The following is a 24,264-nucleotide window of genomic DNA, read 5'->3' as shown; positions in this document are numbered from 1 at the left end:
GAAACAAAAGCCATTACCAACATATTGGTATCGTATTCCAGGTTAGTGCAAGAAGATATTCCGTATTATTAAGTTGGATTTGATCTAAATCAATGTGAAAGATCTTGATTTATTAGATGATAGAGCCAAGGAGGGATACAAAATGAACAATACGAACACTACAAAATGTGGTTGTGATATGGGCATAGAGCGGATGGTGAATGAGGGTGGTTTAGGAGCTGAATTAAGTTATCCGCAATTACAAAGTCAGAGTATGGGAAAAAGGAACGGAACTACATCTAAAAATAAGGAGGCGTAAAACGATGCTATCTACTCAACTCATTTTGACCTTTGCGATTCTTACCTTTGCCGTTGCGATTTTTTTAACAGATGGAAAGCTCTTTTTGGCGCAATTGATTCTTTCCCTTGGTTACATCTTTACAACTAATTTACTGATCGGTGTATTACAGATTGTATTTTTAGTTTTTGTACTTTATAGATGTAAGAAAGCAATTGATTACGATTTTCACTTGGTCCTTGAAAAAACTCATCAAATCCCTAAAAATCTAACAAAGGATGGAAGGATCGGTGGAGATTTTTCACTTTTTAGAAAGCAGTACTGACTGAAGCGAAGGGACAGAAAAAGGAAAAGGAAAAAACTGTCCCCTCGCTTCTTTATTTTCTGTTGGTAAATGAGGAAATGGTGACCCCGGCATCCGCCAATTTCGACCGTAAAAGTTTGATCAATTCCATTTGGGCTGGGGTATCGCCATGGACACAAATGGTTTCCCCTTGTAAGGGTATTTCCTCCCCTGTAATCGAGGTGACCTTTCCTTCTGTGACGATTTTTACAGCTTGCTCGGCAACAGTATGGGGATCCGTTATTACTGCCCCCGGGATTTTTCGCGAAACAAGGGTCAAGTCATTGTTGTACGCTCGATCCGCATAGACTTCGAGGACAAAAGGCAGTCCCTTTTCCTCGGCGACACGATGCAAATCTGAATTTGGCTTTACATAAATGGGCAGATCCGGCTTCACTTCAAGCACGGCATCGACAATATGTGTGGCCATTTCTTTATTATGATCACACATATTGTTCATGTTTCCATGCGGCTTGATGTGTTGGAGCGGTACACCATGTTTTTGACAGAAGATGTTTAGAGCACCGATTTGATAAATGATCATGTTCATTAAATCTTTTTTCGTAATATCCATATCTCGTCGGCCAAAACCAATGAGATCGGGAAATCCTGGGTGAACGCCCACGCCAACCCCATATTCTTTTGCTCTCCGCACGGTTTCGTCCATTACATTAGGATCCCCCGCATGAAAACCACAGGCAATGTTTGCCGAAGAGATCAGTTTGATGACTTCTTCATCCATGCCCAGTTTGTATACGCCAAAGCTTTCCCCCATGTCACAGTTTAAGTCAATGTATTTTCTGGACACTGTTTCGTTCCTCCTCTTAAAGAACTTTCTTTAGATCCTCTAGGATGACGTCCATTTCCTTGGCATCGATCCCGCTGTATCGTTTGATCACCTTTCCTTCCGGATTAACCAGGAAAAAGCTGGTGCCATGCGTGACCTGATCGGAGCCTTGTGGCGGTGCATCCAATAACGAGGCAAAGGACTTCACGGACAACTCTTTAATTGTTTCAAAATCATAGCCGGTCAAAAAACTCCAATTGCTGAAATTAGCGTCATATCTTTCACCGTAGGCCTTCAAAATCTCGGGTGTATCGAACGAAGGATCTACACTAAAAGATATGAACTCCACAGGCAAATTTTGTTTGCTCGCTTCGTCCTGAAGCTTGGCCATGTTCGCCGTCATCGGAAGGCAGACCGTTTTACAATTAGTAAATATGAAATCGGCAATCCACCATTTTCCTTTTAGGTCTTGCGATGATCTTGTGGTCCCATCCTGCGCAGTAAACGAAAAGTCGTTGACCTCTCTAGACATATTGGGCTCTATCCCTTGCCCGCAGGCAACAAGGAAAAGGGTCAAGAATAGGACTAAGGCACGTTTCATACTAAATCCGCAGCTTTCGCATTCGACTCCACCTGGGCGACATTTTTGCAACCGGGGATGACCGAGGTAACAACAGGATTTTTTAGACACCAAGCCAATGCCCACTGTGCCATGTCAACCCCTTCCGGCACCTCGTTAAGCTTGATCTCTTCCGCCTCTTTTAACTGCTTTGCTAAGATATCCTGACGTTCCACCCTAGAACGCTGATCGTTCGCCCCGAACACAGTCCCTGGCTTATACTTGCCCGACAAAATGCCGCTTGCCAACGGAACGCGCGCCAACACACCCAAATTCTGCTTTTCACAGGATGGCAAAACCTCTCGTTCCGGCGCCCGATCCAAACGGTTATAAACCACTTGAATGACCTCCGAATTGAACTTCGAAGCAGCATCTGTCTGGTGGATGTTATCGTTTTTACCAATGGAAATTCCGAGATGTCTAATCTTTCCCGCTTGAACCTGTTTGTCCAGCATTGTCCAAAGATCATCCTGGTCAAACGACTCATTGCTCCCTGAATGAAACTGGTAGAGGTCGATATAATCTGTTTGCAAGGCACGTAAGGAATCTTCCAATTGTTTCAGGACCTCCTGTGCACCCCAATGATTGGTACGATTCTGGTACCCATGAAAATGATGACCAAATTTACTGGCAATAATCCAGTCCTGACGATCCTTTTTTGTTGCCTGTCCGATAAATTTCTCCGCCAGGTGATCCCCGTAACATTCCGCAGTATCGATGAGGTTGATTCCTAGTTCCTTCCCCCGTCCGAGGATAGCATCTACCTCAGTCTGGTTGAAATCCTTTCCCCATTCACCCCCGAATTGCCAAGTCCCAATTCCCACGACGGACACCTTCAGGTTTGTTTTACCAAGGATTCGATATTTCATATTAATCACTCCCGAATTTTTTTCTATCGTGTCCATTTTACCATAATTTTTTCCAGGTCTAACTTTGTGATGTTGGTGTGTAGAATAAGGTGGGGAATTTTCTCATATTGATTCCCCACCCACCCTTTCCATATGATAATGTTAAAGTAAAACCTCTTTCGGAGGCCCTTATGCACAAGTACAGTCTATTGGAAAACGTCCTTTTTCCACCAACCTATTTGAATAAAGATAAGCTCTCCAGCAAACTTAAAGGAAAGGCGGTTCTCATTACGGGGGCAAGCTCTGGGATTGGGGAACAATTGGTCTATCTATTGGCAGAGTGTGAGGTACATCTAATTCTAGTTGCGAGAAGAGAAAAGAAACTTCTTACTATAAAAGAAGAAATAGAAAATAAGGGCGCAAAGGTGAGCGTGTTTGCTGCAGATCTAAGGAGTCAACAAGAAATGGAGCGACTCCTCCATTTTCTTCTGCAGCTACCTCATGGTTTGGATATCGTCGTAAGCAATGCGGGGAAATCGATTCGCAGACCGATCAAAGATTCCCTTGACCGTTACCATGACATTACGCGAACAATGGCGATCAATTATTTTGCACCTGTTCAATTGCTATTGTCCATCATCCCTCAACTTCAAAAAAATCAAGGGCAAATCATTAACATTTCCACAGTCAACGTGATGCTACCCCCTTTTCCTTATTGGGCAGCATACCAGGCGTCTAAATCTGCTTTTGATACTTGGCTCCGCTCTGCTGCCCCAGAGTTAAATGAGATGGGAATCACCACGGCATCTATCTATTTGCCCTTGGTTAAGACGCCAATGATTTTCCCAACTGCCGCCTATCAAAGCTTTCCCGCTATGACGCCTGAACATGTCGCAAAAATCATCGGCAAGTCAATGTACACCAAAAGCAGAAGCTATAAACCATGGTGGCTGATTTTTGGCCAGTGGGCATCGATTTTATTTCGGGGAATTTTAGAGAGATCGCTTCCACAGATTTTAAAGAAGAAAGGAAAATAACCTTGATAAGATTGATTTCTCCTCTCTCTTTGTTACGGTTGCTGTTGGCCCTTTATAAATGCGGAATCAACTTAATGGCCTTGCTCTATTTTGCCTTTAAATCGTATCCGGAACACATTGCCCTAGTAGACGATCAAGAAGAGCTTACCTATAAACAACTATGGGTTCAATCAGAAAAGCTGGCTATAGCCTTAAAAGAAAACTATCAAATCCAACAGGGGCAAAAAGTAGGTTTGCTGTGTCGAAACCATGCTTCGTTAATCAAGGCGATTTTCGCTGTTTCCCGGTTAGGGGCGGATCTTTATTTTTTGAATGTTGAAATGAGTAAAGAACAGTTAAGCGTTTTAATGGATCGCCATCGATTTGATTTTATTGTGTATGATACCGAGTGTGGTCGCTTCAATGGATTAAGTTCTCAGGACATCAACGACTTGCCGCAAACCAATATTATTGAAAAACTACCTAGAACCTCCCAAAGGAAACTCGTCTTGTTTACTGGCGGGACGACGGGATCTCCTAAAACAGCTGTGCATCAACCATCCGTCTTCAGTTATCTACATCCTTTTTTTGCACTAGTCTCTAAACTTAAACTCATACACTACCAAACAGCCTATATCGCTACACCAATCTATCATGGGTATGGGTTTGCGGTATTGTTACTGTTTATCGCTTTGGGGAAAAAGGTGGTAATAACTCGCCGATTTGATCCTGCCAAAGCCTGTTCGTTGATATGCGAACATCAGGTTGAAGTGATGACAGTAGTCCCCCTCATGGTTCATAAATTATTAAAACAGGATGTCGTGGATCTACGCTCACTGAAATGCATCGCCTCCGGTGGTGCTGAGCTCAATCCGAAACTGGTGGAGGAAGTCTTCAACGAGTTGGGAGACGTCCTATATAACCTCTACGGTACATCCGAAGCGGGGTTAAACATGATCGCCACGCCACAGGATCTAAGGTATGCGGCGAGCACCATTGGAAAAAGAATAAAAGGGGTCCGCGTGAAAATCGTGGATTCTACGGGGAATGTAGTCGACGTAGGGCAAGTAGGCCAATTTTACATCCAGAATCAATGGTTAATGAAAAATCGAGAACATTCCACAATCAAAACCGGGGATTTGGGGTACCGGGATGAAAAAGGGCATTATTTTTGGTGCGGTCGTGTCGACGACATGGTTGTCTCTGCGGGGGAAAATGTCTATCCGAAAGAAGTCGAGCAAGTGCTCATTACCCACCCACAGGTGGAAGATGCGGCAGTGATTGGAGTCCCGGATGACCTGTTTGGTCAAAGACTCCGGGCCTATGTTGTTCTAGAAAAAAATGCTGATCTTACAAAAGACGAGCTTTTACAATGGTTGCGGGCTAGAGTGGCTAGATACCAAATCCCAAAAGAGATTAGCTTTCTTGATCAACTGCCTTACACTCCTTTGGGGAAAAGGGATAAAAAGAGGCTAATGGAAAAATAATCGAAGAATTTCCGTTTATAATTGATTAGTTGTTAAAATAGCGATAAATAAGCGGAGACCTAATGCTAAGACTTTTTTATTGAGGAATGGACAAGATATTCCAAAAAATAATAGAATTTTATGAAATATAAGGTATAAGCAATACCTATAGCCCCCATAGCATAAATGTCTTATTATTTCGGAACTACACGTATTATAATATTTTTAAAAATATATACATTTTTGCATTTTGATGGGTGGTTAAATAAGATGAAACTTGCGGGCAAATGGTATTTTGGATGGAATATTGTTGTGATCACGGCGTTGATAACCCTATTAACAGTAGGCACACGACTTGGGGCAAGTCCCTTTTTTAAGCCGATGCTGGAGGATTTGGGGGTCAGTCGAACCGTACTTTCTTCTATTATTTCCGTAGGGATGCTAGTGTACGGGATCGGGATGCCACTAGCTGGGTATTTAGTCGGAAAATATGGAACAAGGTTTGTCCTCTTGGTCGGAGTGGCGTTGATCACTGGCTCGATTGTCTGGACCATTTCTACCACGAGTCTGATTAACTTCACACTTGGTTATGGTATTTTCCTTTCATTGGGGCTGGCTTTTACAAGTCCGATCGCTGTGACTCCCGTTGTTAGCAGATGGTTTACCAGGCAAAGGGGAAAGGCTCTTTTTTGCTTGGCCACCGGTTCTATGGGTGGGATTGCGATTATGACCCCGGCTTTTACGTTTCTCATTGATTGGGTAGGCTGGCAAAACACCTTGTTGCTGCTTGCGATCGTATTTGTGGTGCTGATTGTTCCCTCTGCCTTATTTGTTATTCGGGATGAGGCTCCGCCGAATACCGATCTGCTTCCCGGACAAATAATCGAAAACAATAAAAAGCCGCAAGCGGAAATGATTAAACTGGAGAAATGGACCGATGGCCTATTCACCCGTCCATATTGGCAGATTTCTTTGGGACTTTTTGTCTGCGGTTTTAGTATGAATCTCCTCGGTTCGCACGGGGTAACCATGTTGACCGACCACGGATTCCATGAACAATCTGCTTCCTTTGGTATTGGATTAATCGGACTGGTTGCCGTGGGAAGTACACTAGTATTGGGTGAACTATCTGACCGTATTCCGAAACATTACATGCTTTCCCTTATTTATGGATTCCGTGGACTTGGCTTCCTATCCCTTGTACTTGTCATGTCATCCTGGCAATTATATGCCGTCTCTATTGTTGGAGGTCTTGTTTGGGCGGGAAGCAATGCTCTTTCTTCGGCAATTCTCGGAAATATTTACGGATTGCGGCATTTGGGTGTGTTATATGGTTGGAGTTATTTTATTCACCAGATCGGCGGAGCCGTAGGGGTCTTTGTTGCTGGATGGGGCTTTGAGGTTTATGGGACCCATATGTTAGCGTTTGGCGGCGCAGCGGGTTTATTAATTCTAGCCAGTATCGTTTGTCTGCGACTGCCGGATTTCAAACCGCTTGAGGTGATGGGGAAAAAGGAAGTGAGTGTATAGCGGGGAAATTTCCGCTATGCAGCACTTTTAGTATAAACTTCGGGCCTTAGCGGAAAAAAGTTCCGTTATCGTACAGTTGAAACGTATATTACAGTTAAAGAGATCAAATAAGGGGGAATTTCCCGTTATTTGATCTTTTTTTCTCAAATTCTCTTTATAGCGGAAAATTCTTCTTTCATTCCTGTATTCCTGCCAACTCCACTTTTCCCCCAACCACTAACGCCGAGAAGTTAAAATATGAAACGTTACACCGAACTTGTCCTTCACAACGCCATAGGCAGAACTGTAGTGAGTTCTATTTAACGGAATCATCACTTGACCTCCTTGTTGTAAGGCTTCGAAAAACTGTTTTGCTTTCTCGGCATCAGAGGTTGTAACACAGATCGTTGTTTTCGATCCTTCTAGTTCAGAAGCCTGATCAGGTATCATATCAGCGACAAAAAGTTGAGAATCTCCCACCCGCAACACGGCATGTGCAATCCGTTCCTTAAAATCAGCTGGGAGTTTTTGTTTTTCAGGATCTGGGGATTTCGCAAATGTTTCTTTGAAGACAATTTTAGCCTCTAAAGTTTTTTCATAAAATTTTAGCGCCTCCTTTGCTTCTCCGTCCATCCAAATAAAAGGTGTTAATTGTGATGTCATCATTACCCGCTCCTTGGATTTTAGTTTTATTATATACAATTTAACCCTTTCTTCCTATTTCTGGTTAGCAAGTCGCTTTGCATGGAAATACCGATAAAGTCCCATGACGATTAAGATTGAAAATGTCAAAACATAAAGATTGTTTACCGGGGTGCCTGCTTTTGCACTAAACAAAAGACCATGGCCTAAAGAAAGAGCAAATCCTAGAAAGGAAAGCGAATGGATTGAACGCCACCATTTCTTTCCGATCTTTTTCATGAGATCCGTTGACAGGATGAGGATGAGCATGAGATAAAAACCCAAAATCCCGGCGGTCATGGCCCAGGTTTCATACTTGCTATAAAATGGGATGAACAGATCCTGCAATGTAAAACCGACGTAACTGTCATAAATCAAAACCCAGGCATGTGCTAAGGTGAAAATCCAAGCGAACCAGCTTGCGCTTTGATGGGTAACATGGAGAGCAGCTCGGTATTTGGGCAACAAACCTTTCATACTTTGCATCATGCCAGTCGCCATGGATAGAAAAAAGAGCAGATAGGCGCTTAAACCAAGGGCTCGGCTTGTGGTCCAGACGGAAAGAATTTCACTCATTTTTGTCTTCTCCTTTCACTATCGCATAATCATGGATGTTATCACTAACAAAAACCTCTTTATTTTGATCAACGGTGACAAATGCAAGATGGGGTTTATTCTTTTTCATCAAGGGGACTCCTTTTTCCAGACCAAGCAAAAGGAACGTCTTGGCATAAACTTCTGCCGTGCACACATCAGGGGCAACCATCGTCACTTGTACAAGATCTGACTGTGAGGGACGCCCTGTCATCGGATCAAGTAGGTGGTGTAGTTTTTCACCGCGCGAATTTACCCAACTCCGTTTGATCGTACTGCTCGTTGCGATTCCGAATGTCCTTTTCATTTGTAATTGAACGAGATCACGTTCTATATGATAGGGATCAGCAACACCGATTGTCCAAGTCCCTTCCTCCCCCCATCCTGCGATATCCCCTCCACCGTCAATTAAGCCGCTTGCTAGACCTTCTTTTTGCAGCCATTGTTGGGCTTTCCCTACACTCCATCCCTTGGCAATTCCCCCAAGATCAACAGAGATCCCTGGAGCTAGTGAAATGGATCTCATATCAGGATGCAAGGTGAGATAATTGCCTGGAATGGGTGGCACCAGTTCATTCCGATCTTCCGCCACTGTCAGATGCTCAAAACTCCGATCATAACCGATCCATTCCAGGTTTTTTCCGAGAAAGGGATGAAAGAGATGGTTGGTTTCCTTATAGTAACGAGCAGCTTGTTCCACCACCTCATACAACAGCGTTGAAGCTAGAAATCGTTTCCCTTGACTTTGATTGAGCGCGGATAGCTCGCTATCTGGTTTGAACCGGCTAAGTCTATTTTCTACATAGCAAAACCAGTTTTTAATCCGCTTTGCCTGATTTTTTTCCAACCCAGCCAATTGAAAAGTGGTATTCATCGCATGGAATTTCATGATGCCCTCGTTCTTCCACTTGTTTGACTTTGTGCGAACACTCGCTTTTGGCGATCATAGTTTTTCTTTTCATGATGATTATCTTCATATTCATCATAGTCATCATCTTCGTAGTATTCGTCTTCATCGCCGTTATGGTCATCATCCTCGTAGTTCCAATCGTTCATCCATTCCTCTTGAACCGGGTCACTGTCATAGGTCTGATCGAAAGCTTGGTTTGCATTTGCAGCAGGAGCAAGCATCACTCCATTTTCCTGATTTAAAGCACCTACAAATGCACCAAAAGATGTTACACCTGCCAAACCCACAGCCCATTTGATCCATGTTTTATTTGCCATATCGTGAACCTCCTCGTTTTGTCTTAACTAGAATCTACCCCCCTTTTCTGAAAAAAAGGTGAAAAAATGTTATGAAACATTCATTCTTTTTTCAGAATTGGAGGCTAAACTAGAATTATAGAAAGAAGGTGAATAGGTTATGCACATCCTATTAGCTGAAGATGATCGGCGTTTAGGTACTTTGATCTCCCATATGCTGAAAAAGGAGCACCATACCGTAGAGTGGGTAACTAACGGAAAAGATGCCTATGATTATGCCAGTTTGACAACCTATGATTTGTTGATTCTCGATTGGATGATGCCGGAGCTAGATGGAATAGATGTCTGTCTTCAACTTAGAAAAGAAAGTTATAATGGTGCAATCTTGATGCTAACCGCAAGGGATGCGTTGGATGACAGGGTAAAGGGGCTTGATGCAGGTGCGGATGATTACTTGTTGAAACCTTTTGCTTTCGAGGAGCTTTTTGCCCGGATCCGTGCCCTTACTCGAAGGAGCGGCCAGTCCATCCAAAAAGATGTGATTGAAGTGCGAGGTTTAATCCTTGATTGTACGGAACATACAGTGATGTTGAACGGGGAAAAGATTCATCTTACGCCAAGAGAGTTTCAACTGTTGGAATTAATGATGCGAAATGCGGGACAAGTACTGACGAGGGAGATTATTCTTGACCGGGTTTGGGGTTTTGACAATGAGGTAAACACCAACACGGTTGATGCTTATATCAAGTTGCTCCGCAAAAAGCTAGAAAATCCTGGTGATCCACCTTTCATTCAAAATGTTCGGGGTGTCGGTTATAAATTGGAGGTGTGAACATTGTTTAAAAGCACGAAGAAACGCCTAACCATAATTTATACGGCGCTGATGACCCTTTTCCTGTTCACCTTTACAGCACTCAGTTATTTCATCCTCTCGCAATTCCTTTATCACGATAGTAAAGAAAAGGTGCTTCAGCTAGCCCACGAGGAGGCAGAGGATCACGCGAAAGATTTTTTGAAATGGGAGGAGCGCAAAAAACCAAAGATCGAGGATCATGATTCATTTGATGAATCGGAGTTTTCCCGTTCGTTTTATTTCCTCGTATCCAGGGATGGTGAACTAGTAAAAGCGGATGCTCCCTCCTTTTTGCTCGAACCGTCCCGGTTATATACGTTGGTGCAAGAAGCAACGCAGGTCGAGGATGTTCAATTTGTTCATTTGAAAGCCGGTGATCGGACCATCCATCTCGTGCTGGCAGGCAAGCCGGTTTTTGATAACGGAGATTTTCTTGGCACGGCCTTTGCGGGTACAGACATTTCCGAGCAGAAACATATTATGGATCGTTTGCTTTGGATATTATTTGGCTTGTCCATCCTCTTTCTTGGACTGTCTTCATTAATTAGTTATTTCATGGCGGGAAAAGCAATGAACCCGATCATGCAAGCATTCCGCAGGCAGCAAGAGTTTGTTGCCGACGCTTCGCACGAGCTGCGGACACCCTTGAGTGTGGTCCACTCTTCCCTTGAGGTGCTGGCAGCTGAGGAAAAGAAACAGATGTCCGATTTCTCTCAACAGGTTCTCGATGATTTGCAAGATGAAGTGGAACGGATGGAAAAGCTGCTTACGGATTTACTCACCTTGGCCCGTGTCGATTCCGGTGTAATTGAGATTGTCGTTGAACCTGTAGAAACTCGTCCACTGCTTGAATCACTGATGAGATCTTTTCAACACTTGGCAGCAAAGAAAAATATTCGATTGAATCTGAATCTGGAACGGGATTTTACGATGTATGCGGACTCGGAACGAATGCGGCAATTATTTTACATTCTGTTGGATAATGCCCTTCGTTACACTCCAACAGAGGGAGAGATTTCTATTCAAGTTGAGAAAGCCAGTGAAAATGCATTGCGCATCGCGGTCACAGACACGGGAATCGGAATTGCACCGGATCAACAGAAACGGATCTTTGATCGTTTTTATCGGGCCGATAAAGCACGTTCCCGTGAACATGGCGGAACTGGCCTGGGATTATCGATCGCCCAGTGGATTGTTCAGGCACATGGCGGCACCATCACTGTAGAAAGTACGGTGGGACAGGGTACGACCTTTGTTATGCACCTGCCCGTTTTGAGATAGCGGAAGATTTTTCCGTTATTCGGGAACTTGAGGTTTAAGTTATGGTTTTAGCGGAAATATTTTCCGTTATTTGGCTGGTGACTATGGTAAAATTCCCATTTGCGGCCTCATAACGGAAATATTTTCCGTTATTGATCATCTTTTTCTCAGATTCTAGACAATAAAGGAAAAAAATTCCGTTATTGGCCCACCTCTCTAAATACCACACCATATTGGGGGTTACCCTACCCTATTATGTAAATTTCGGACAGTCTTCTTGTGTACCAGACCAAACTGGACTAAATTTGTAGTTAGTATCATCCCTCCGAACACAATTAATCCACCGATCACCTGCGAGACCGCCAGTTGTCCACCAAGGAAAATCGTTAGAATTCCTGTGTAAACGGGAACCAGGTTCATGGAGATGCTGGATTTGCTCGCACCTAGCTCACAGACTGAAATATTCCATAAAACAAAGGCGCCTACAGTGGCAAAGATGCCAATGTATAGGATCCCCACCCAGCCCATTGTCGTGACTTGAACAAGATCTACCGGAGAAAATGGGAGAAACGGCAGCATAAACAGGACTGCAAAGCAAGAGGAAATCGTGGTCGCTGTTAAGGGTGTCACGTGAGAAAGTTTTTTTGCTAAGATAGAATAGATCGCCCAACATAAACCAACCACAAGCATCAACAAATCGCCTAAATTATATTGGGTTTGAAAAACCTGATAAGGTGCCCCGCCTGTCAAGATGAAAACCACTCCAAAAAAGGAGAGAGCCAAACCGAGTATTTGAGTTATCCCAACCTTTTCATGAAGAAACAAAACAGAAAAAATCATAATAAAAGCGGGCATCAAGGCACTAATCAAGGCAACATTGGTTGGTGACGTGTACGTAATCGCTATGTAAGTTAAGCCATTAAAAAGAATGCCTCCAAAGATCCCCATCAAAGCTAATGGCCTCCAATGCTTTCGCAAGATGCCCATCCAATTCGGCCGCTCTAGCAACTGGGTGATCGGAACAAGAATAAGAATTGCGATAAACCAACGCAGAAAGGTGATCCATAGTGGTGTTAATTCAGACGTAACTAATTTTCCGAAAATAATGTTCCCCGCCCATAGTAAATTACATAACAATAGAAAAAGATAAGCTCGATGCAAAAGGTTCCCTCCTTTTTCCTAATTCCTATCTTTCACTCTATGCCCTTTTTAATCATTGATCAAATTGTAATATTTTATTAAAATGATAGATATCATCTATCATTTTAAGGGGTTGTAAGCGTGGAGATCAGGCAACTTGAATATTTTATCGCTGTGTGTAAGGAGTTGCACTTTACTCGAGCAGCGGAAACCTTAAATATTACGCAACCTACTTTAAGCCAACAAATTCGTCAATTGGAAGATGCGCTTGGACTTCCCCTATTTGATCGGGTGGGAAAAAAAGTGATGATGACCGAAGCGGGACGTGTGCTTTTGAAGTATGCAACACAGGTTGTCGATACCATCGAACAGGCAAAAGCAGCAATAGGAGAACTGAAAGGACTGCAGCAAGGCGAAATTACCATTGGGTGCTCGTTGAACCATCTTCTTACCTCGGCGGTTATTCTTTTTCACAAACAGTATCCCAATATCAAAATAACCATCAGCCAACTCTCAACAGAGGAGACCAAACGGAGACTTTTGCAGAACGAATTAGACCTTGGTGTTGTTTTTTTACCTTTGGAGGATGGACAATTAGAACGGATCCCGTTGTTTACAGAGGAGCTATCCTTAGCCGTTTCAGTTGACCATCAACTCGCGGGCCATTCGACTGTGGAATTAAGGGATTTAGAGACCATCCCCATGGTGCTGCTGCCTCCTAGATTCTTGGTCAGGCAGCTTATTGATGAAGCCTCGAGAAAAGCCGGCTTCTTATTCCGCCCCATTTTTGAAATGACAACCTTAGATGCGTTAGTAGACATCGTGTTGGGCAACGTCGCGGCGACGATCCTACCGAAATCATATTTAACCAATCTTGATAAAAGTCAAATACGGATCATCCCTATTCACGAGCCTACCCCGCAAAAAGAAATCGGGATCGTTTATCGAAAAGAAAAATTTATGAGCGCCGCAACCCGTGAGTTTATAAAAAATCTAACTGGAATCATGGAAAAGACCACCAGCAATTCGAACTGATGGTCTTTTCCTTACTGCACATACTTTCCGTAATCCGGGATGGCGATCCGATCAAACTCCTTTACCAGTTTTTCCAAACTATTGGATAAGACCTCCCCGGAAATAGGCATCCCATGTCCAACAACAGCAACCGTTGGATTTAGGGCCTGCAGATTCTTTACCGAATTCCAAGCGGCCTGCCAATCGGTGGTCAGGTATCTAGGTGGTCCATTTATCTCAAAATCTTGTGTTAGCACTTTATAGAGGGAATCCTGTTTCACCGTAACAAATGCGTCTCCAACGATTAGCAAGCGATCCTCTTCTCTAAATAAAGAGATGTGCCCCGGCGAGTGTCCTGGCGTGTGAATCCAGCGAAAGCCTAACAGCTCAGGAACACTTCCGTCAGATGGAAGGGGTCTAACGTGATCTCCTAAGTTGATGGGTTCAATTGGGAAAATCGGTGACATCTTTGCCACCATCCCTCCTTCTACTGTTGGGTCTGGTTCGGGGTAGCTCTCTCTTCCTGTTAAATAAGGCATCTCCAGCTCATGGGCATAGACAGGAACATTCCACTCCTTGACCAAATCAACAACAGCCCCAACATGATCAAAATGACCATGTGTTAAAACAATCGCTTTGGGACGGCTTTGCGAACCAAAACGCCCTTCGACTACAGAGATGATCTCATCTACAGATTTTGGCATTCCTGTATCGATCAAGACAAAGTCCTCTGTTTTTGGATCGCCAACCAAACAGATATTCACAATCTGAATGGTATGACAATAAATATCAGGTCTTACCTCTACTCCAAGCCCACTTCGTATGGAAGTAACCGGTAAATATTTGTAATCACTGCCATAGGACAAATCTTTTTCCACGTCCATTTCCCCTTTTAAATGATTAGGAATCATTTCCTAATTTGTCCAAAGGGTTAGACAAAAATTAGTTAAATTAAAAAGGTGTCACACGGACACCTTGGACTTACACCGTTCACTCATCTGCACAGCTTTCAACGTTTTGACTGTTATCGGAATGGTTTGTGTTTACTAGCTTTTCAACTTTTTCACCAGTCTCTTTCCTCAGATCAACCTCCTGCCCCGTAATGATCGGCACAATGCTTTGCACCGCTTCGTAGGCTCGTTCACGGATTTGCTCCTGCGTTAAGGTTGATAACGGATGTGTAATCTCTACCGTAACAAAATCTGGCATCCTCAGAATGTTTGCAGAGTTCTTCGCTTCTTTGGAAAAAACGGTGGTGGCAATTGCAGCAACTGGTACACCAAGTTCTTCAAGTCCAACCCCATCGTGTATACAACACGAAGTGCAGGACCCTCAGTCACCAATTGCTGACACAACAAAATCGCATTTCTTAGCTATTTCCTCACGCATATCCCGATTCGCTGGCGCGGAGAAATTGGGCTTTTTCCATTTGATCACATCTTTGATGTTGTAGTTTTTGATCAGGATATCTTGCACTTCATTTAAAAGTTTTTTCGAATTCCATTTTCCGTTGTCTAGTAGCCCGAGGACCTTTCCGTCCAGTGTATCTAAACGGGGGGATGGAAATTTTAATTTCGTTTCCGCAAGTCCTGTAGGAATGTAAACCTCAAACATGCTTTCCACCTTCCTTTTTAGTTATTTTCGAATCAATTTGGTAACAGCCTGCCCGCCCATTCTTCCCCAACCAGGAACCACAATAGAAAATCGGCCAGCAGGTCCGCCAGCATAGAGGATATGGATGTTTTCTGGTTTAGGAACAACGGGAACCCTCTCCTCAGGATTATCTCGATCAATCCATTTTGGCCAGTTTTTATTCCATGTTTTGCCGTATCTTCCGTAAAACCTTAATTTTTCAATATTGTTTCTTGCGTTTTGATAGAGATAGTAGCGAATATCCTCTTTTGTCCAACCGCTTTGCTTAATCGTCTCCGCATGTTCCGGACCAATCACAACCACGATTTCACCTGACACCAATTGATTGTTATTCCCAAGAGTTGCCATGGTGTCGGCGATGGTCATACAGATCCCATACGGATCATTGCTTACATGGTTGGAACAGCTGTGAGGGGCCTCTCCTCCAAACAGTGTCACTGTGCTATCCTCAGCGTTATAACCCTTTTCTACATGATAGGACTCCCAGGGACTCTCCTCTTCGTTTTCCGCGATACAATAGGAGAACTTCCCCGGGTGTCCAAAACAGGACTGATCCGTCTCTCCGGGAATCCCGCCGCCTAAATTCATTAATACTAGGCGAAACGCTCTCCCAATCGTTGCATTCGCTCTAAAACCTTGACCAAACACATTGTATTTAGAATTAATAGATAGTTCGTTTCGGATTGGGCCATTTACGATCATTAAAGGACTCACAACATGCGTTGTCGCCTGGATTCCATTTAAATTAAACCGTTCATCACAAGCCGCTTCCACACTTGCTATGACAACTGGCAAATACTCCGGCTTACAGCCAGCCATCACCGCATTAATCGCGACATCACGAACCGTTGCACCGACCCATCTGGGGGGAACTATGGCAACAATCTCATCCGGATCTCTCGTCGTGTGGGATAACATGGCTTCCACAAGTTCTTTCGTCGGAGGAACAATCGGCAACCCATCTGTCCATCCCTTTTCAAAGAAATACTCCATGGTATTTGCCCAATTATCAAGTTTAATTGTTGATTCCATTAGGTTAGTACCTCCTTTTCGTAAATCAATGGTTTTTTAAAGGAATAAAAGCCCAATAGCAATCGGAATGAATCCCCAAATCAAAGTCATCACACAAAATCCAATAATATCTTTTACCTTGAGTCCAGCAATAGCTAGCATCGGTAAGGTCCAGAACGGCTGAATCATGTTCGTCCAGGCGTCACCCCAGGCAATGGCCATTGCCGTTTTTGCTGTGTCAACACCAAGCTCCATCGCTGCAGGGATCATGATCGGTCCTTGCACTGCCCACTGACCGCCACCGGATGGAACAAATAAGTTAACAAAGCCGGCACTGATAAAGGTAAATAAGGGGAAAGTAACTTCATTGGAAATATCGACAAACCACATGGAAATGAGTGCTGATAACCCTGAAGCACCCATCATCCCCATGATTCCCGCATAAAAAGGAAACTGAATGATGATTCCGCCGGCATTTTTTACACCCTCTGTGACGCTGTTTAAGAAGCGGCGAGGGGTTTTGTGAAACAGAATCCCCAAAAATAAGAAGATAAAATTGACAATATTGATATTCAGGTCTAGTCCTTTCGTAACAAAATGATAGACGATAAAGCTTAGACCTAATAGACCAATGATCATGGAAATGAGCTTACTGTTTTCTAAACGATCAGCAGGAGATAATGGTTCACCCGTAATCATTTCTCTTGCAGGCTCCGTTGGCGGCTCAATCGCTGCAGCCATTTCTTTTTCAGATAACAGTTCTGCCATTCTGTCTTGATCATCTGTATTTTTCATTAAAAGCCAATTTAATAAAGGAAGGGTAACCAGCAAAACGACTACGATAAAAATATTGTAGCTTGTAAAAATCGTCTCGGTGATCGGGATGATGCCTACTTTATCTTCTAGAAAATGTTTGGGAGTTGCTAGAGTCAACGGAATGGAACCCGATAGACCCCCATGCCAAACCAAATAGCCGCTGTAAGCACTCGCAACTAACAGTCGATAATTGACTTTCGGTACGGCGCGGATTAAATGTCTTGCAAATAAGGCGCCGATTACTAAACCGAATCCATAGTTAATCAAACAAGCAACAGCGGTTACAAAAGTAACCATAAGAATTGCGTGGCCTGGTGTTTTCGCAAGATTCGCTAACTTTGCCAATGAGGACTCGAAGAAAGGACTGTTCGCCAAAACATAGCCTGTTACAACGATGAGTGACATCTGCATAGCAAAAGCAAGCAGATTCCAGAACCCATCACCCCAATACTTTACCATGTCTAATGGAGTGCTTTCGGTAAAGCCAATTCCTAATACAAATACTACTAAAGTTAATAGAATTGCAAATAAAAAAGCATCTGGCAGGTAACGTTGTACGGCTCTGTCAAAAAACAAGGTCATTGACTTAAACATTGAGTTCAACCCTTTCACATATTATAAAAAATCTATAGAGCCAGCTTTGGTCTTTGCTTGCCATATCCTGTTGCTTGTTCAAAGGCATAGCCTATTCTCAACACTTCAAAGTCACCGCGGTGTGGCCCGACAATTTGCAAACCTAAAGGCAATCCATCCTCTGTAAAACCGCTTGGAACAGACAACGCAGGATTTCCGGTGGCAGATATGTAGTAACAAGAACGCATCCAATCAATGTAGGTTGTAAGGGAGTTGCCATTGATTTCTGTTGGATATTCGAAATTCGCGTCAAATGGTGGAACTTGGCTAACAGGAAGGATAAACGCGTCATACTGCGAGAAAAATTCGCGTAACCGATGGTAAAGCTGACTGCGCAGTCTCTCTGCCCGCCCGATATCGACACCGTTTAATACACGCCCTTTTTGCACATTCCAGACAAAACTTGGTTTCATCAGGTTTTGGTACTGATCAAATAGTTCGCTGTATGTCATTTCCATTTCCCAGGCACGCCAAATTTGAAAGATTGCATCTGCATCCGAGAAATCTGGACAGACTTCTTCCACTTTGCACCCTAAATCGTTAAAGATTTGGATCTGCTCTGCGAAATTTTTCCTAACCGCGGCATCGACTGGAATCAAACCACCCAGATCGACAGAGTATGCAACACGAAGTCCTTTGATGTCCGCTTCCAAGGGTTCAAGAAATTTCTTCCCTGGTTCTTCAATGGAAAGCGGAGATCTCGCGTCAGGCCCGGCTAGGACGGACATCATAAACAAAGCATCGGAAACATTTCGCGTAATAGGTCCTTGGACAGAAAGCGGAGAGTATAAAGCCGCTTTTGGATATGTCGGTACTCGTCCAGGTGAAGTTCTCAATCCAACGACATTGTTAAAAGCTGCCGGGTAACGGCAAGAACCACCCATATCACTGCCATCGGCAAAAGGGATCATTCCGCAAGTTACTGCCACCGCTGCTCCGCCGCTGCTTCCCCCTGCAGTGCGCAAAGGATGATACGGATTGCGCGTCACTCCAAACACTTCGTTAAAAGTATGCGAACCAGCGGCAAATTCCGGGACATTCGTTTTCCCTATCACTATTGCCCCTGCTCCGCGTAATCTTTCGACAATCAGGTCGTCCTTTGTAGCCATGTTGTCGCGCAATGCCTTAGAACCACAGGTGGTGAGAAAACCAGCAGCATTGTGTGTGTCCTTGATGGCAATGGGTAAACCGTGAAAAGCCCCTACGCTTTCCCCACGCATTAGTCTCTCGTCTGCTTGAATGGCTGCTTGCATAGCCTTCTCTTCATCTAATGATACAATGGCGTTCACTTGTGGATTGACCCGTTTCACCTGGGATAAATGAGCTTCCATCACCTCACGCGCTGATAGTTTGCGGTCTTGTATTGCATGTGCAAGATCCCTGGCTGTTGCAAAACAAATCTCCTGTTCCACTTTTTCAACTCCTATCATCATATCGGTATATTATTAATATTCCTATAATTCGTGCGAAATCCTTCTATTAATGAATGTTAAACATAAAAAATTTTTTACACCAAATAAATATCCTCTATTTGGGCACCTTATAGATTAGGAATGAACAGATTGGAGGGATTATCCATGGAAAGAAATGAGCTCAATCAAGATCCTGAAGTACAAGTTGCTGATATACCGGAAGATAGGCTAGATACATCGAATCCTATGATCGAACAGGTCATACAAACCGATGTGGATCAGGAGATTTATCGGAAATATCGTTATTTATACTATGAGTAATTGATAATCTAGGAGGGATTAGATGAAACCACATCTTATGCCGAGGGCTGAATTTTTTGGCAGTAAAGGAATCGTTGCCCAAAGTAACTTAGGGGCTTATATTGTCCGCGATGGCAATGTATATGAGGCCGGCGTGGAAATTGATGTCGATACGATTGCCGTAGTCGATCAAACGACAGACAATAATAAAATCAAAATGATGCTCGATAACGTGGTCTACGATATTGACCGGATTCGGGAAGAATTTAGGTAAAGTCGGATTTTTAATCCGACTTTTGTTTTTCGCGAGTCTGTTCTTAATCCCGGTCTTTAATCAAACTATTGAGGAGCGCATTGACCACCGACGTCACGATCGCTCCCAAGAATGCTCCCCAAAAACTATAGATCTCAAAACCCGGAACGAACAATGAAGCAATCCAGTAGGTAATTGCATTGATGACTAGTAAAAATAGTCCAAGGCTTAAAACGGTGATCGGGAAGGTGAAGAAGATTAAGATGGGTTTGATAAAAAAATTAACCAACCCTAAGATAATCGCAGCTAATACGGCTGTGCCAAATCCCCGCAAGCTGATACTGTCGATTAGCAAGTCAGCAATCCACAGAGAGAGTCCACTAAATAATATCCGGAGGAGAAACCTCATTTTTATCACCTCTTAAAGAAATGAAGGGCTTGCCAGTTTTGCTGGTTCGCCCTTTGAACTATTGTTGTTGCTCCAACTTTTTCAGCATGTCTTCTCTAATCGGAGAAAACACATCAAGGATTAGGGAATCTTCGAGAAATACCAATGAATGTTCTTTGCCTGATGGGATGTGTACAATTTCACCTGGACCGAGCACCTGCTCCTCCTCTTCTAATTGAAACCGTAACGAACCCGAAATAACATAAAGCATCTGCTCATGTGGATGGGAGTGCTTTTCAACAATGGCTCCTTTGGGAGCCTCCCCTCTTACTACCATCATTTGGTCCCCTGTGAATGGACGCTGTATTACATCTCCAAGAGAAAAGCCTTTTAAGGTTTCAGTTTGAGATACTTTCATATAAACGTGACACCTCCCACGAATTTTACTTACTGTCTAAATAATAAGTTAAATCCGTAAATCTGTCACGTTTATAAATTTAATTGTTCCTGGACTTAACTATTTTTCATTTAGTCATTAAAAAAATCCTCCTTTCTTTTCTCTTAAGGAGGATTATCTATAGCTAATAACCTGGCTTATAAGCTTTTTTCATATAAGGATTGGGGTAATTGCTATTCCGATAGGTGATTCTCCGACCTCAATCGGGCCGTTGATTAATGTGTTTGTTGCTGTGTTAATAACAGAGACATTGCTAGTTCCTTGATTTGCTGTGTATGCTCGAGTTCCGTCAGGTGTGATGGCAATGTCTTGGGGGATTGTTCCGGCTGGAGCAAGTGAAACTGTATTTATGACCTCATTCAAACCCAAGTGGATTGTGCTCACCGAGGAGGTATTTTCATTTGCTGTATAGGCCCGGGTTCCGTCAGGTGTGATAGCAATGGCACGAGGAGTGTTGGCGACAAGGGGAATATTAACGACGACCACATTTGGTGTCACGGTGATATCAATGACGGTCACCGTATTGTTGCCAACATTTGCGGTATAAGCACGGGTACCATCTGGTCTGATGGCAATGCCAGCGGGAAATACCCCACCAGGAGAAATATCAAGGTTTTGTATGAGGACATTGGGTGTAACAGTAATGTCAATCACAGATACGATACTATTGCCTGTATTAGCAACATAGGCACGGGAACCATCGGGGGTAATTGCTATTCCGTTAGGAGATAATGCAGGAGGGGCAACAGCTGTAAGATCAATGACCTGTATGACTGTATTGGGTGTCGCGGTGATGTCGATGACGGACACCGTGTTGTTGTTTTGATTTGCTGTATAGGCCCGGGTTCCGTCAGGCGTAATCGCAATACCTCTAGGAATGGCGGCAGGATCCAATTCAATGGTATCGATCACTTCGTTTAAGGCCGTGTCAATCACGGATACCGTACTGCTGTTCCGATTTGTCACATAGGCACGGGATCCGTCAGGTGTAATGGCAATTTTGAAAGGGGTGTCCCCAACAGGAATCAAAGAGAACACCGTATTGGTTGCGGTATTTATTACGGAGACGGTATCATCTGCACTATTTGCTACATAAGCAAAAGGACCGTGATCGATAGAACTGATCGTACAGATTGGAATAATTCGTAAACCGAATAACCCAACGAGTATAATTTTTCCTTCATCAACCCGAAACAGCTTTCCTTGTAGAGTTTCAAAACTGCCTGAAAGCGCAACTGAAATAAATCTTCCTTCCAAATCTTGCAACATTTCCTTAAGATCTTGAAAACACGTTTCATCAGGACAAGCTTTTCTCGGTCTAATTCCCAAATAGCTCACCTCATTTTTTGGATTTGGCACTAATATCATATGATAATGTCATTTTAAAGTAATAGATTTTCCCCCTATTTTCGACGGTTAGGTGACATCAAACCAAAAAATCTTTTGTTGGAGTGGCAGTTGAACCCTATTCTGCTTCCCCCACAACGGAAAAACGCTCGTTGATGTGATGGGGATCCTCGATTTCGTCTAGAACGGCGATGGCATAATCCGCATAGCTGATGTAGCTCTCCCCTTTTAAGTTGAGGGTAAGGAAGTCTCCCCCTTTTTGATAGCTGCCTGTCCGTTTTCCTTCGGGGTTAAAGAAACCTGCAGGACTAATAAAAGTCCATTGAAAACCAGTCGACTTTTGTAATTCCGACAGGTTTTTGCTTTGGTTCTCAGCTGTTTTTAGATAGGCCTCAGGAAATTCAGGGGTTTCCATGACGCGAATGGTTTTCTGTTCATCCACATAGAGACTTCCAGCCCCTCCAACGACAACTAATCTTGTCAGGGGTGCCCCTTTAAGTGCACGAATCAACACTCTACCGGCTTCCACGTGTTGATTTTCTTGCCCCATAGGTGCACCGAAGGCATTTACAATAACATCAAACTGGCTAAGATCCTCTGATGTCAGATCGAAGATATTTTTTTCAAAAACTGCAATTTTTGTGTTTTGAACTTTGGATGCATCACGAACAATGGCAGTCACTTCATGTCCTCTGTCAATTGCCTCTTTTAGAATCAGCCTTCCTGCCTTCCCGCTTGCACCAATGATTCCTATTTTCATGGTTCGTCCTCCGATATATTTTCTAATATTATCCCAATATTTCCGGGAATCATATGGGGTTTTAACGATAACGGAAGAAATTTCCGTTATCAGGGAGATCACACCAAAAATAGTTCAGATAGCGGAAATATTTTCCTTTAAAGGAATGGCCAACCTGCCTGAAATAGCTTACAAACAAAAATAGCGGAAAATCTTTCCGTTATCCCGCCATCATCTAACGAAATAAAAAAGATAACGGAAATATTTTCCGTTATCCCACTCAATCCTGATCCGTCAAAATCACGGGACCGTCCTTTGTAATGGCAATCGTATGCTCATATTGGGCAGACAACGAGCCATCACGCGTACGTGCAGTCCAGCCGTCTTCGTCGACCTTGGAATGGTATTTACCTGTATTGATCATAGGTTCTATAGTGATGACCATGCCTTCTTTTAACCGGGGGCCGCGACCTGCAGGTCCATAGTGCGGAACAGCGGGGTCTTCATGCATCACTTTGCCGATGCCGTGTCCAGTAAAATCTCGTACCACGGAATAACCCAATGGCTCGACAAAGGATTGAATGGCATAGGAAATATCGCCAATTCGATTTCCGATCACCGCTTTTTCAATTCCTTTATACAAAGATTCTTTAGTAACGTCCAACAGCTTTTGCGCTTTTTCAGAAATTTCCCCAACAGCATAGGACCAAGCTGAGTCCGCCAACCACCCATTCAAATTCACAACCATATCGATGGTCACGATGTCACCATCTTTCAATGGTTCTTTGGAAGGGAAACCGTGACAAATCACATCATTGACAGAAGCGCAGGTTGCAAAAGGGTATCCGTGATAGCCTTTTTGTTCCGGGGTTGCTCCGTGTTTTTGCAGAAGTTTCTCCACAAATTGATCGATTTCAAGGCTTGTGATCCCTGGACGAATCAAATTCGCGATTTCTTTGTGACAAGCGGCCAGGATTTTTCCTGCTTCTTTCATTTTCTGAATTTCTTCTTCAGTTTTAATGGTAATCATGTATGCCTCCAAAACAATTATTCGCATCTTCTATTGTATCAAATATTATCCCTCAATAAATGATTTTATTCTGTGTACTTTCCCAAGCTTGAAAAGGCAAGCTGCTTGTTTCCGGGTAAATCTTTTTCATCTCTACCGATCTTTCAGCAAAAGGAAGGGCAAGTTGTTGATAAATAAAATGGTCATCAAACCCGATTCTTGCAGCGTCTTCTTTCGAACAGGCATAATAGACAGCTTTCGGCCGCGACCAATAGATCGCGCCAATACACATCGGGCAGGGTTCACAGCTGGTGTAGATTTCACAGCCGGCCAATTGAAAATCTCCCAAATGACTGCAGGCCTCGCGGATCGCCTGGATCTCAGCATGTGCCGTGGGGTCGTTATTTGCGGTTACTTCATTTCGCCCGACCCCGATCACTTTTCCGTCCTTGACAACTACCGCACCAAATGGTCCGCCATGTCCCTTAGTCACATTATCTAGCGCCAGTTGTATGGCCATTTCCATCCACTTTTCCCTTTCCATATCGGCATTCTCCTTTACAATGTCCTGATGTCAGCGGGGCTAATCATTTCATCATATGAAGAGAGAATGGGTTTCATGCGCTAGCGAGA

At 43.5% G+C, this 24,264-nt stretch carries 29 protein-coding genes; 10 read left to right on the top strand and 19 right to left on the bottom strand.

What is annotated here, in order from left to right; all coding sequences use genetic code 11:
• The first annotated feature begins 94 nt into the window (after positions 1-94).
• On the top strand, positions 95-298 hold the full coding sequence (locus tag J2Z37_RS04965) for a hypothetical protein (protein ID WP_209809123.1): 204 nt from the start codon (positions 95-97) through the stop codon (positions 296-298).
• 4 nt (positions 299-302) lie between these two features.
• Positions 303-602 carry a hypothetical protein gene (locus J2Z37_RS04960; RefSeq protein ID WP_209809122.1) on the top strand — a complete coding sequence of 100 codons (300 nt, stop codon included), beginning with the start codon at positions 303-305 and terminating at the stop codon, positions 600-602.
• Positions 603-654: 52 nt separating this feature from the next.
• On the opposite strand, the gene J2Z37_RS04955 is transcribed toward J2Z37_RS04960, so the two are convergent.
• Genes J2Z37_RS04955 through J2Z37_RS04945 form a run of 3 tightly spaced genes read right to left on the bottom strand, consistent with a single transcriptional unit; the run spans position 655 to position 2,895 of the window.
• Complete coding sequence (locus tag J2Z37_RS04955) at positions 655-1,428, bottom strand: LamB/YcsF family protein (protein WP_342453781.1); 774 nt, start codon at positions 1,426-1,428, stop codon at positions 655-657.
• Positions 1,429-1,444: 16 nt separating this feature from the next.
• Positions 1,445-2,008 carry an SCO family protein gene (locus J2Z37_RS04950; RefSeq protein WP_209809121.1) on the bottom strand — a complete coding sequence of 188 codons (564 nt, stop codon included), beginning with the start codon at positions 2,006-2,008 and terminating at the stop codon, positions 1,445-1,447.
• The gene (locus J2Z37_RS04945; RefSeq protein ID WP_209809120.1) at positions 2,005-2,895 is read right to left on the bottom strand and encodes an aldo/keto reductase; all 891 of its coding nucleotides are present in this window, start codon (positions 2,893-2,895) and stop codon (positions 2,005-2,007) included. Before J2Z37_RS04945 ends, J2Z37_RS04950 begins: the two co-directional genes overlap by 4 nt.
• Positions 2,896-3,065: 170 nt before the next feature.
• Between J2Z37_RS04945 and J2Z37_RS04940 the strand changes: the two genes are divergently transcribed.
• The 3 genes from J2Z37_RS04940 (at position 3,066) to J2Z37_RS04930 (ending at position 6,886) form a co-directional block, all read left to right on the top strand.
• Entirely contained in the window at positions 3,066-3,911 is an 846-nt protein-coding gene (locus J2Z37_RS04940; protein ID WP_209809119.1) for an SDR family NAD(P)-dependent oxidoreductase, read from the top strand.
• Positions 3,912-3,940: 29 nt separating this feature from the next.
• Entirely contained in the window at positions 3,941-5,377 is a 1,437-nt protein-coding gene (locus J2Z37_RS04935; protein WP_245203583.1) for an AMP-binding protein, read from the top strand.
• Between the two features lie 249 nt (positions 5,378-5,626).
• Positions 5,627-6,886 carry an MFS transporter gene (locus tag J2Z37_RS04930; RefSeq protein WP_209809117.1) on the top strand — a complete coding sequence of 420 codons (1,260 nt, stop codon included), beginning with the start codon at positions 5,627-5,629 and terminating at the stop codon, positions 6,884-6,886.
• 216 nt (positions 6,887-7,102) lie between these two features.
• Here J2Z37_RS04930 and J2Z37_RS04925 read toward each other — a convergent pair whose 3' ends face one another.
• From J2Z37_RS04925 to J2Z37_RS04910, 4 genes are read right to left on the bottom strand one after another with little or no spacing between them, the layout of a single operon-like run.
• The gene (locus J2Z37_RS04925; RefSeq protein WP_209809116.1) at positions 7,103-7,528 is read right to left on the bottom strand and encodes a VOC family protein; all 426 of its coding nucleotides are present in this window, start codon (positions 7,526-7,528) and stop codon (positions 7,103-7,105) included.
• Between the two features lie 54 nt (positions 7,529-7,582).
• Positions 7,583-8,122 (bottom strand): ferric reductase-like transmembrane domain-containing protein, encoded by a 540-nt coding sequence (locus tag J2Z37_RS04920; protein WP_209809115.1) that lies wholly within the window; start codon positions 8,120-8,122, stop codon positions 7,583-7,585.
• The gene (locus J2Z37_RS04915; RefSeq protein ID WP_209809114.1) at positions 8,115-9,029 is read right to left on the bottom strand and encodes an FAD:protein FMN transferase; all 915 of its coding nucleotides are present in this window, start codon (positions 9,027-9,029) and stop codon (positions 8,115-8,117) included. Before J2Z37_RS04915 ends, J2Z37_RS04920 begins: the two co-directional genes overlap by 8 nt.
• The gene (locus J2Z37_RS04910) at positions 9,026-9,367 is read right to left on the bottom strand and encodes a hypothetical protein (protein ID WP_209809113.1); all 342 of its coding nucleotides are present in this window, start codon (positions 9,365-9,367) and stop codon (positions 9,026-9,028) included. Before J2Z37_RS04910 ends, J2Z37_RS04915 begins: the two co-directional genes overlap by 4 nt.
• A gap of 139 nt (positions 9,368-9,506) precedes the next feature.
• Here J2Z37_RS04910 and J2Z37_RS04905 point away from each other — a divergent pair, with 139 nt between their 5' ends.
• Both J2Z37_RS04905 and J2Z37_RS04900 read left to right on the top strand, forming a co-directional pair.
• Entirely contained in the window at positions 9,507-10,178 is a 672-nt protein-coding gene (locus J2Z37_RS04905; protein WP_209809112.1) for a response regulator transcription factor, read from the top strand.
• A gap of 3 nt (positions 10,179-10,181) precedes the next feature.
• Entirely contained in the window at positions 10,182-11,480 is a 1,299-nt protein-coding gene (locus tag J2Z37_RS04900; RefSeq protein WP_209809111.1) for a sensor histidine kinase, read from the top strand.
• A gap of 219 nt (positions 11,481-11,699) precedes the next feature.
• Here the strand turns inward: J2Z37_RS04900 and J2Z37_RS04895 are convergent, their stop codons facing one another.
• Positions 11,700-12,620, bottom strand: a complete 921-nt coding sequence (locus J2Z37_RS04895; protein WP_209809110.1) for a DMT family transporter — start codon at positions 12,618-12,620, stop codon at positions 11,700-11,702.
• A gap of 120 nt (positions 12,621-12,740) precedes the next feature.
• Here J2Z37_RS04895 and J2Z37_RS04890 point away from each other — a divergent pair, with 120 nt between their 5' ends.
• Positions 12,741-13,634, top strand: coding sequence for a LysR family transcriptional regulator (locus J2Z37_RS04890; protein WP_209809109.1), 894 nt, complete (start codon positions 12,741-12,743; stop codon positions 13,632-13,634).
• Between the two features lie 11 nt (positions 13,635-13,645).
• Here the strand turns inward: J2Z37_RS04890 and J2Z37_RS04885 are convergent, their stop codons facing one another.
• The 5 genes from J2Z37_RS04885 to J2Z37_RS04860 all read right to left on the bottom strand — a co-directional run bounded on the left by J2Z37_RS04885 (position 13,646) and on the right by J2Z37_RS04860 (position 19,138).
• A complete protein-coding gene (locus J2Z37_RS04885; protein ID WP_209809108.1) occupies positions 13,646-14,491 on the bottom strand; it encodes an MBL fold metallo-hydrolase in 846 nt (281 codons plus the stop codon).
• 112 nt (positions 14,492-14,603) lie between these two features.
• Complete coding sequence (locus tag J2Z37_RS25720) at positions 14,604-15,227, bottom strand: UGSC family (seleno)protein (protein ID WP_273701390.1); 624 nt, start codon at positions 15,225-15,227, stop codon at positions 14,604-14,606.
• A 21-nt stretch (positions 15,228-15,248) separates the two neighbouring features.
• Positions 15,249-16,298 carry a hypothetical protein gene (locus J2Z37_RS04870; RefSeq protein WP_209809105.1) on the bottom strand — a complete coding sequence of 350 codons (1,050 nt, stop codon included), beginning with the start codon at positions 16,296-16,298 and terminating at the stop codon, positions 15,249-15,251.
• 36 nt (positions 16,299-16,334) lie between these two features.
• On the bottom strand, positions 16,335-17,687 hold the full coding sequence (locus tag J2Z37_RS04865) for a short-chain fatty acid transporter (RefSeq protein ID WP_209809104.1): 1,353 nt from the start codon (positions 17,685-17,687) through the stop codon (positions 16,335-16,337).
• Positions 17,688-17,719: 32 nt separating this feature from the next.
• Positions 17,720-19,138 carry an amidase gene (locus tag J2Z37_RS04860; protein ID WP_342453780.1) on the bottom strand — a complete coding sequence of 473 codons (1,419 nt, stop codon included), beginning with the start codon at positions 19,136-19,138 and terminating at the stop codon, positions 17,720-17,722.
• A gap of 165 nt (positions 19,139-19,303) precedes the next feature.
• On the opposite strand from J2Z37_RS04860, the gene J2Z37_RS04855 reads away from it, so the two are divergent.
• Entirely contained in the window at positions 19,304-19,459 is a 156-nt protein-coding gene (locus J2Z37_RS04855) for a hypothetical protein (protein WP_209809103.1), read from the top strand.
• 22 nt (positions 19,460-19,481) lie between these two features.
• A complete protein-coding gene (locus J2Z37_RS04850) occupies positions 19,482-19,712 on the top strand; it encodes a hypothetical protein (protein ID WP_209809102.1) in 231 nt (76 codons plus the stop codon).
• A gap of 43 nt (positions 19,713-19,755) precedes the next feature.
• Here the strand turns inward: J2Z37_RS04850 and J2Z37_RS04845 are convergent, their stop codons facing one another.
• The 6 genes from J2Z37_RS04845 to J2Z37_RS04820 form a co-directional block, all read right to left on the bottom strand.
• A complete protein-coding gene (locus J2Z37_RS04845; RefSeq protein ID WP_209809101.1) occupies positions 19,756-20,100 on the bottom strand; it encodes a phage holin family protein in 345 nt (114 codons plus the stop codon).
• A 58-nt stretch (positions 20,101-20,158) separates the two neighbouring features.
• The gene (locus tag J2Z37_RS04840; protein ID WP_209809100.1) at positions 20,159-20,497 is read right to left on the bottom strand and encodes a cupin domain-containing protein; all 339 of its coding nucleotides are present in this window, start codon (positions 20,495-20,497) and stop codon (positions 20,159-20,161) included.
• A gap of 189 nt (positions 20,498-20,686) precedes the next feature.
• Positions 20,687-21,865 (bottom strand): beta-propeller fold lactonase family protein, encoded by a 1,179-nt coding sequence (locus J2Z37_RS04835; protein ID WP_209809099.1) that lies wholly within the window; start codon positions 21,863-21,865, stop codon positions 20,687-20,689.
• 136 nt (positions 21,866-22,001) lie between these two features.
• The gene (locus J2Z37_RS04830) at positions 22,002-22,643 is read right to left on the bottom strand and encodes an NAD(P)-dependent oxidoreductase (RefSeq protein ID WP_209809098.1); all 642 of its coding nucleotides are present in this window, start codon (positions 22,641-22,643) and stop codon (positions 22,002-22,004) included.
• 259 nt (positions 22,644-22,902) lie between these two features.
• Positions 22,903-23,652, bottom strand: coding sequence for a type I methionyl aminopeptidase (map, locus tag J2Z37_RS04825; protein WP_209809097.1), 750 nt, complete (start codon positions 23,650-23,652; stop codon positions 22,903-22,905).
• A gap of 52 nt (positions 23,653-23,704) precedes the next feature.
• Positions 23,705-24,175 (bottom strand): nucleoside deaminase, encoded by a 471-nt coding sequence (locus tag J2Z37_RS04820; protein WP_209809096.1) that lies wholly within the window; start codon positions 24,173-24,175, stop codon positions 23,705-23,707.
• Between the last annotated feature and the right edge of the window lie 89 nt (positions 24,176-24,264).

This window comes from Ammoniphilus resinae (genome assembly GCF_017873965.1).
In the GTDB taxonomy this organism is placed as follows: Bacteria; Bacillota; Bacilli; order Aneurinibacillales; family RAOX-1; genus Ammoniphilus_A; species Ammoniphilus_A resinae.
This window is presented reverse-complemented; position numbering and strand designations above follow the sequence as displayed.

Excerpts from the sequence above, each read along its gene's own strand:
- J2Z37_RS04960 (WP_209809122.1), top strand. The coding sequence starts at position 303 with ATGCTATCTACTCAACTCATTTTGACCTTTGCGATTCTTACCTTTGCC.
- J2Z37_RS04950 (WP_209809121.1), bottom strand. The coding sequence starts at position 2,008 with ATGAAACGTGCCTTAGTCCTATTCTTGACCCTTTTCCTTGTTGCCTGC.
- J2Z37_RS04945 (WP_209809120.1), bottom strand. The coding sequence starts at position 2,895 with ATGAAATATCGAATCCTTGGTAAAACAAACCTGAAGGTGTCCGTCGTG.
- J2Z37_RS04940 (WP_209809119.1), top strand. The coding sequence starts at position 3,066 with ATGCACAAGTACAGTCTATTGGAAAACGTCCTTTTTCCACCAACCTAT.
- J2Z37_RS04930 (WP_209809117.1), top strand. The coding sequence starts at position 5,627 with ATGAAACTTGCGGGCAAATGGTATTTTGGATGGAATATTGTTGTGATC.
- J2Z37_RS04925 (WP_209809116.1), bottom strand. The coding sequence starts at position 7,528 with ATGACATCACAATTAACACCTTTTATTTGGATGGACGGAGAAGCAAAG.
- J2Z37_RS04920 (WP_209809115.1), bottom strand. The coding sequence starts at position 8,122 with ATGAGTGAAATTCTTTCCGTCTGGACCACAAGCCGAGCCCTTGGTTTA.
- J2Z37_RS04915 (WP_209809114.1), bottom strand. The coding sequence starts at position 9,029 with ATGAAATTCCATGCGATGAATACCACTTTTCAATTGGCTGGGTTGGAA.
- J2Z37_RS04910 (WP_209809113.1), bottom strand. The coding sequence starts at position 9,367 with ATGGCAAATAAAACATGGATCAAATGGGCTGTGGGTTTGGCAGGTGTA.
- J2Z37_RS04905 (WP_209809112.1), top strand. The coding sequence starts at position 9,507 with ATGCACATCCTATTAGCTGAAGATGATCGGCGTTTAGGTACTTTGATC.
- J2Z37_RS04870 (WP_209809105.1), bottom strand. The coding sequence starts at position 16,298 with ATGGAATCAACAATTAAACTTGATAATTGGGCAAATACCATGGAGTAT.
- J2Z37_RS04865 (WP_209809104.1), bottom strand. The coding sequence starts at position 17,687 with ATGTTTAAGTCAATGACCTTGTTTTTTGACAGAGCCGTACAACGTTAC.
- J2Z37_RS04855 (WP_209809103.1), top strand. The coding sequence starts at position 19,304 with ATGGAAAGAAATGAGCTCAATCAAGATCCTGAAGTACAAGTTGCTGAT.
- J2Z37_RS04850 (WP_209809102.1), top strand. The coding sequence starts at position 19,482 with ATGAAACCACATCTTATGCCGAGGGCTGAATTTTTTGGCAGTAAAGGA.
- J2Z37_RS04845 (WP_209809101.1), bottom strand. The coding sequence starts at position 20,100 with ATGAGGTTTCTCCTCCGGATATTATTTAGTGGACTCTCTCTGTGGATT.
- J2Z37_RS04840 (WP_209809100.1), bottom strand. The coding sequence starts at position 20,497 with ATGAAAGTATCTCAAACTGAAACCTTAAAAGGCTTTTCTCTTGGAGAT.
- J2Z37_RS04830 (WP_209809098.1), bottom strand. The coding sequence starts at position 22,643 with ATGAAAATAGGAATCATTGGTGCAAGCGGGAAGGCAGGAAGGCTGATT.
- map (WP_209809097.1), bottom strand. The coding sequence starts at position 23,652 with ATGATTACCATTAAAACTGAAGAAGAAATTCAGAAAATGAAAGAAGCA.
- J2Z37_RS04820 (WP_209809096.1), bottom strand. The coding sequence starts at position 24,175 with ATGGAAAGGGAAAAGTGGATGGAAATGGCCATACAACTGGCGCTAGAT.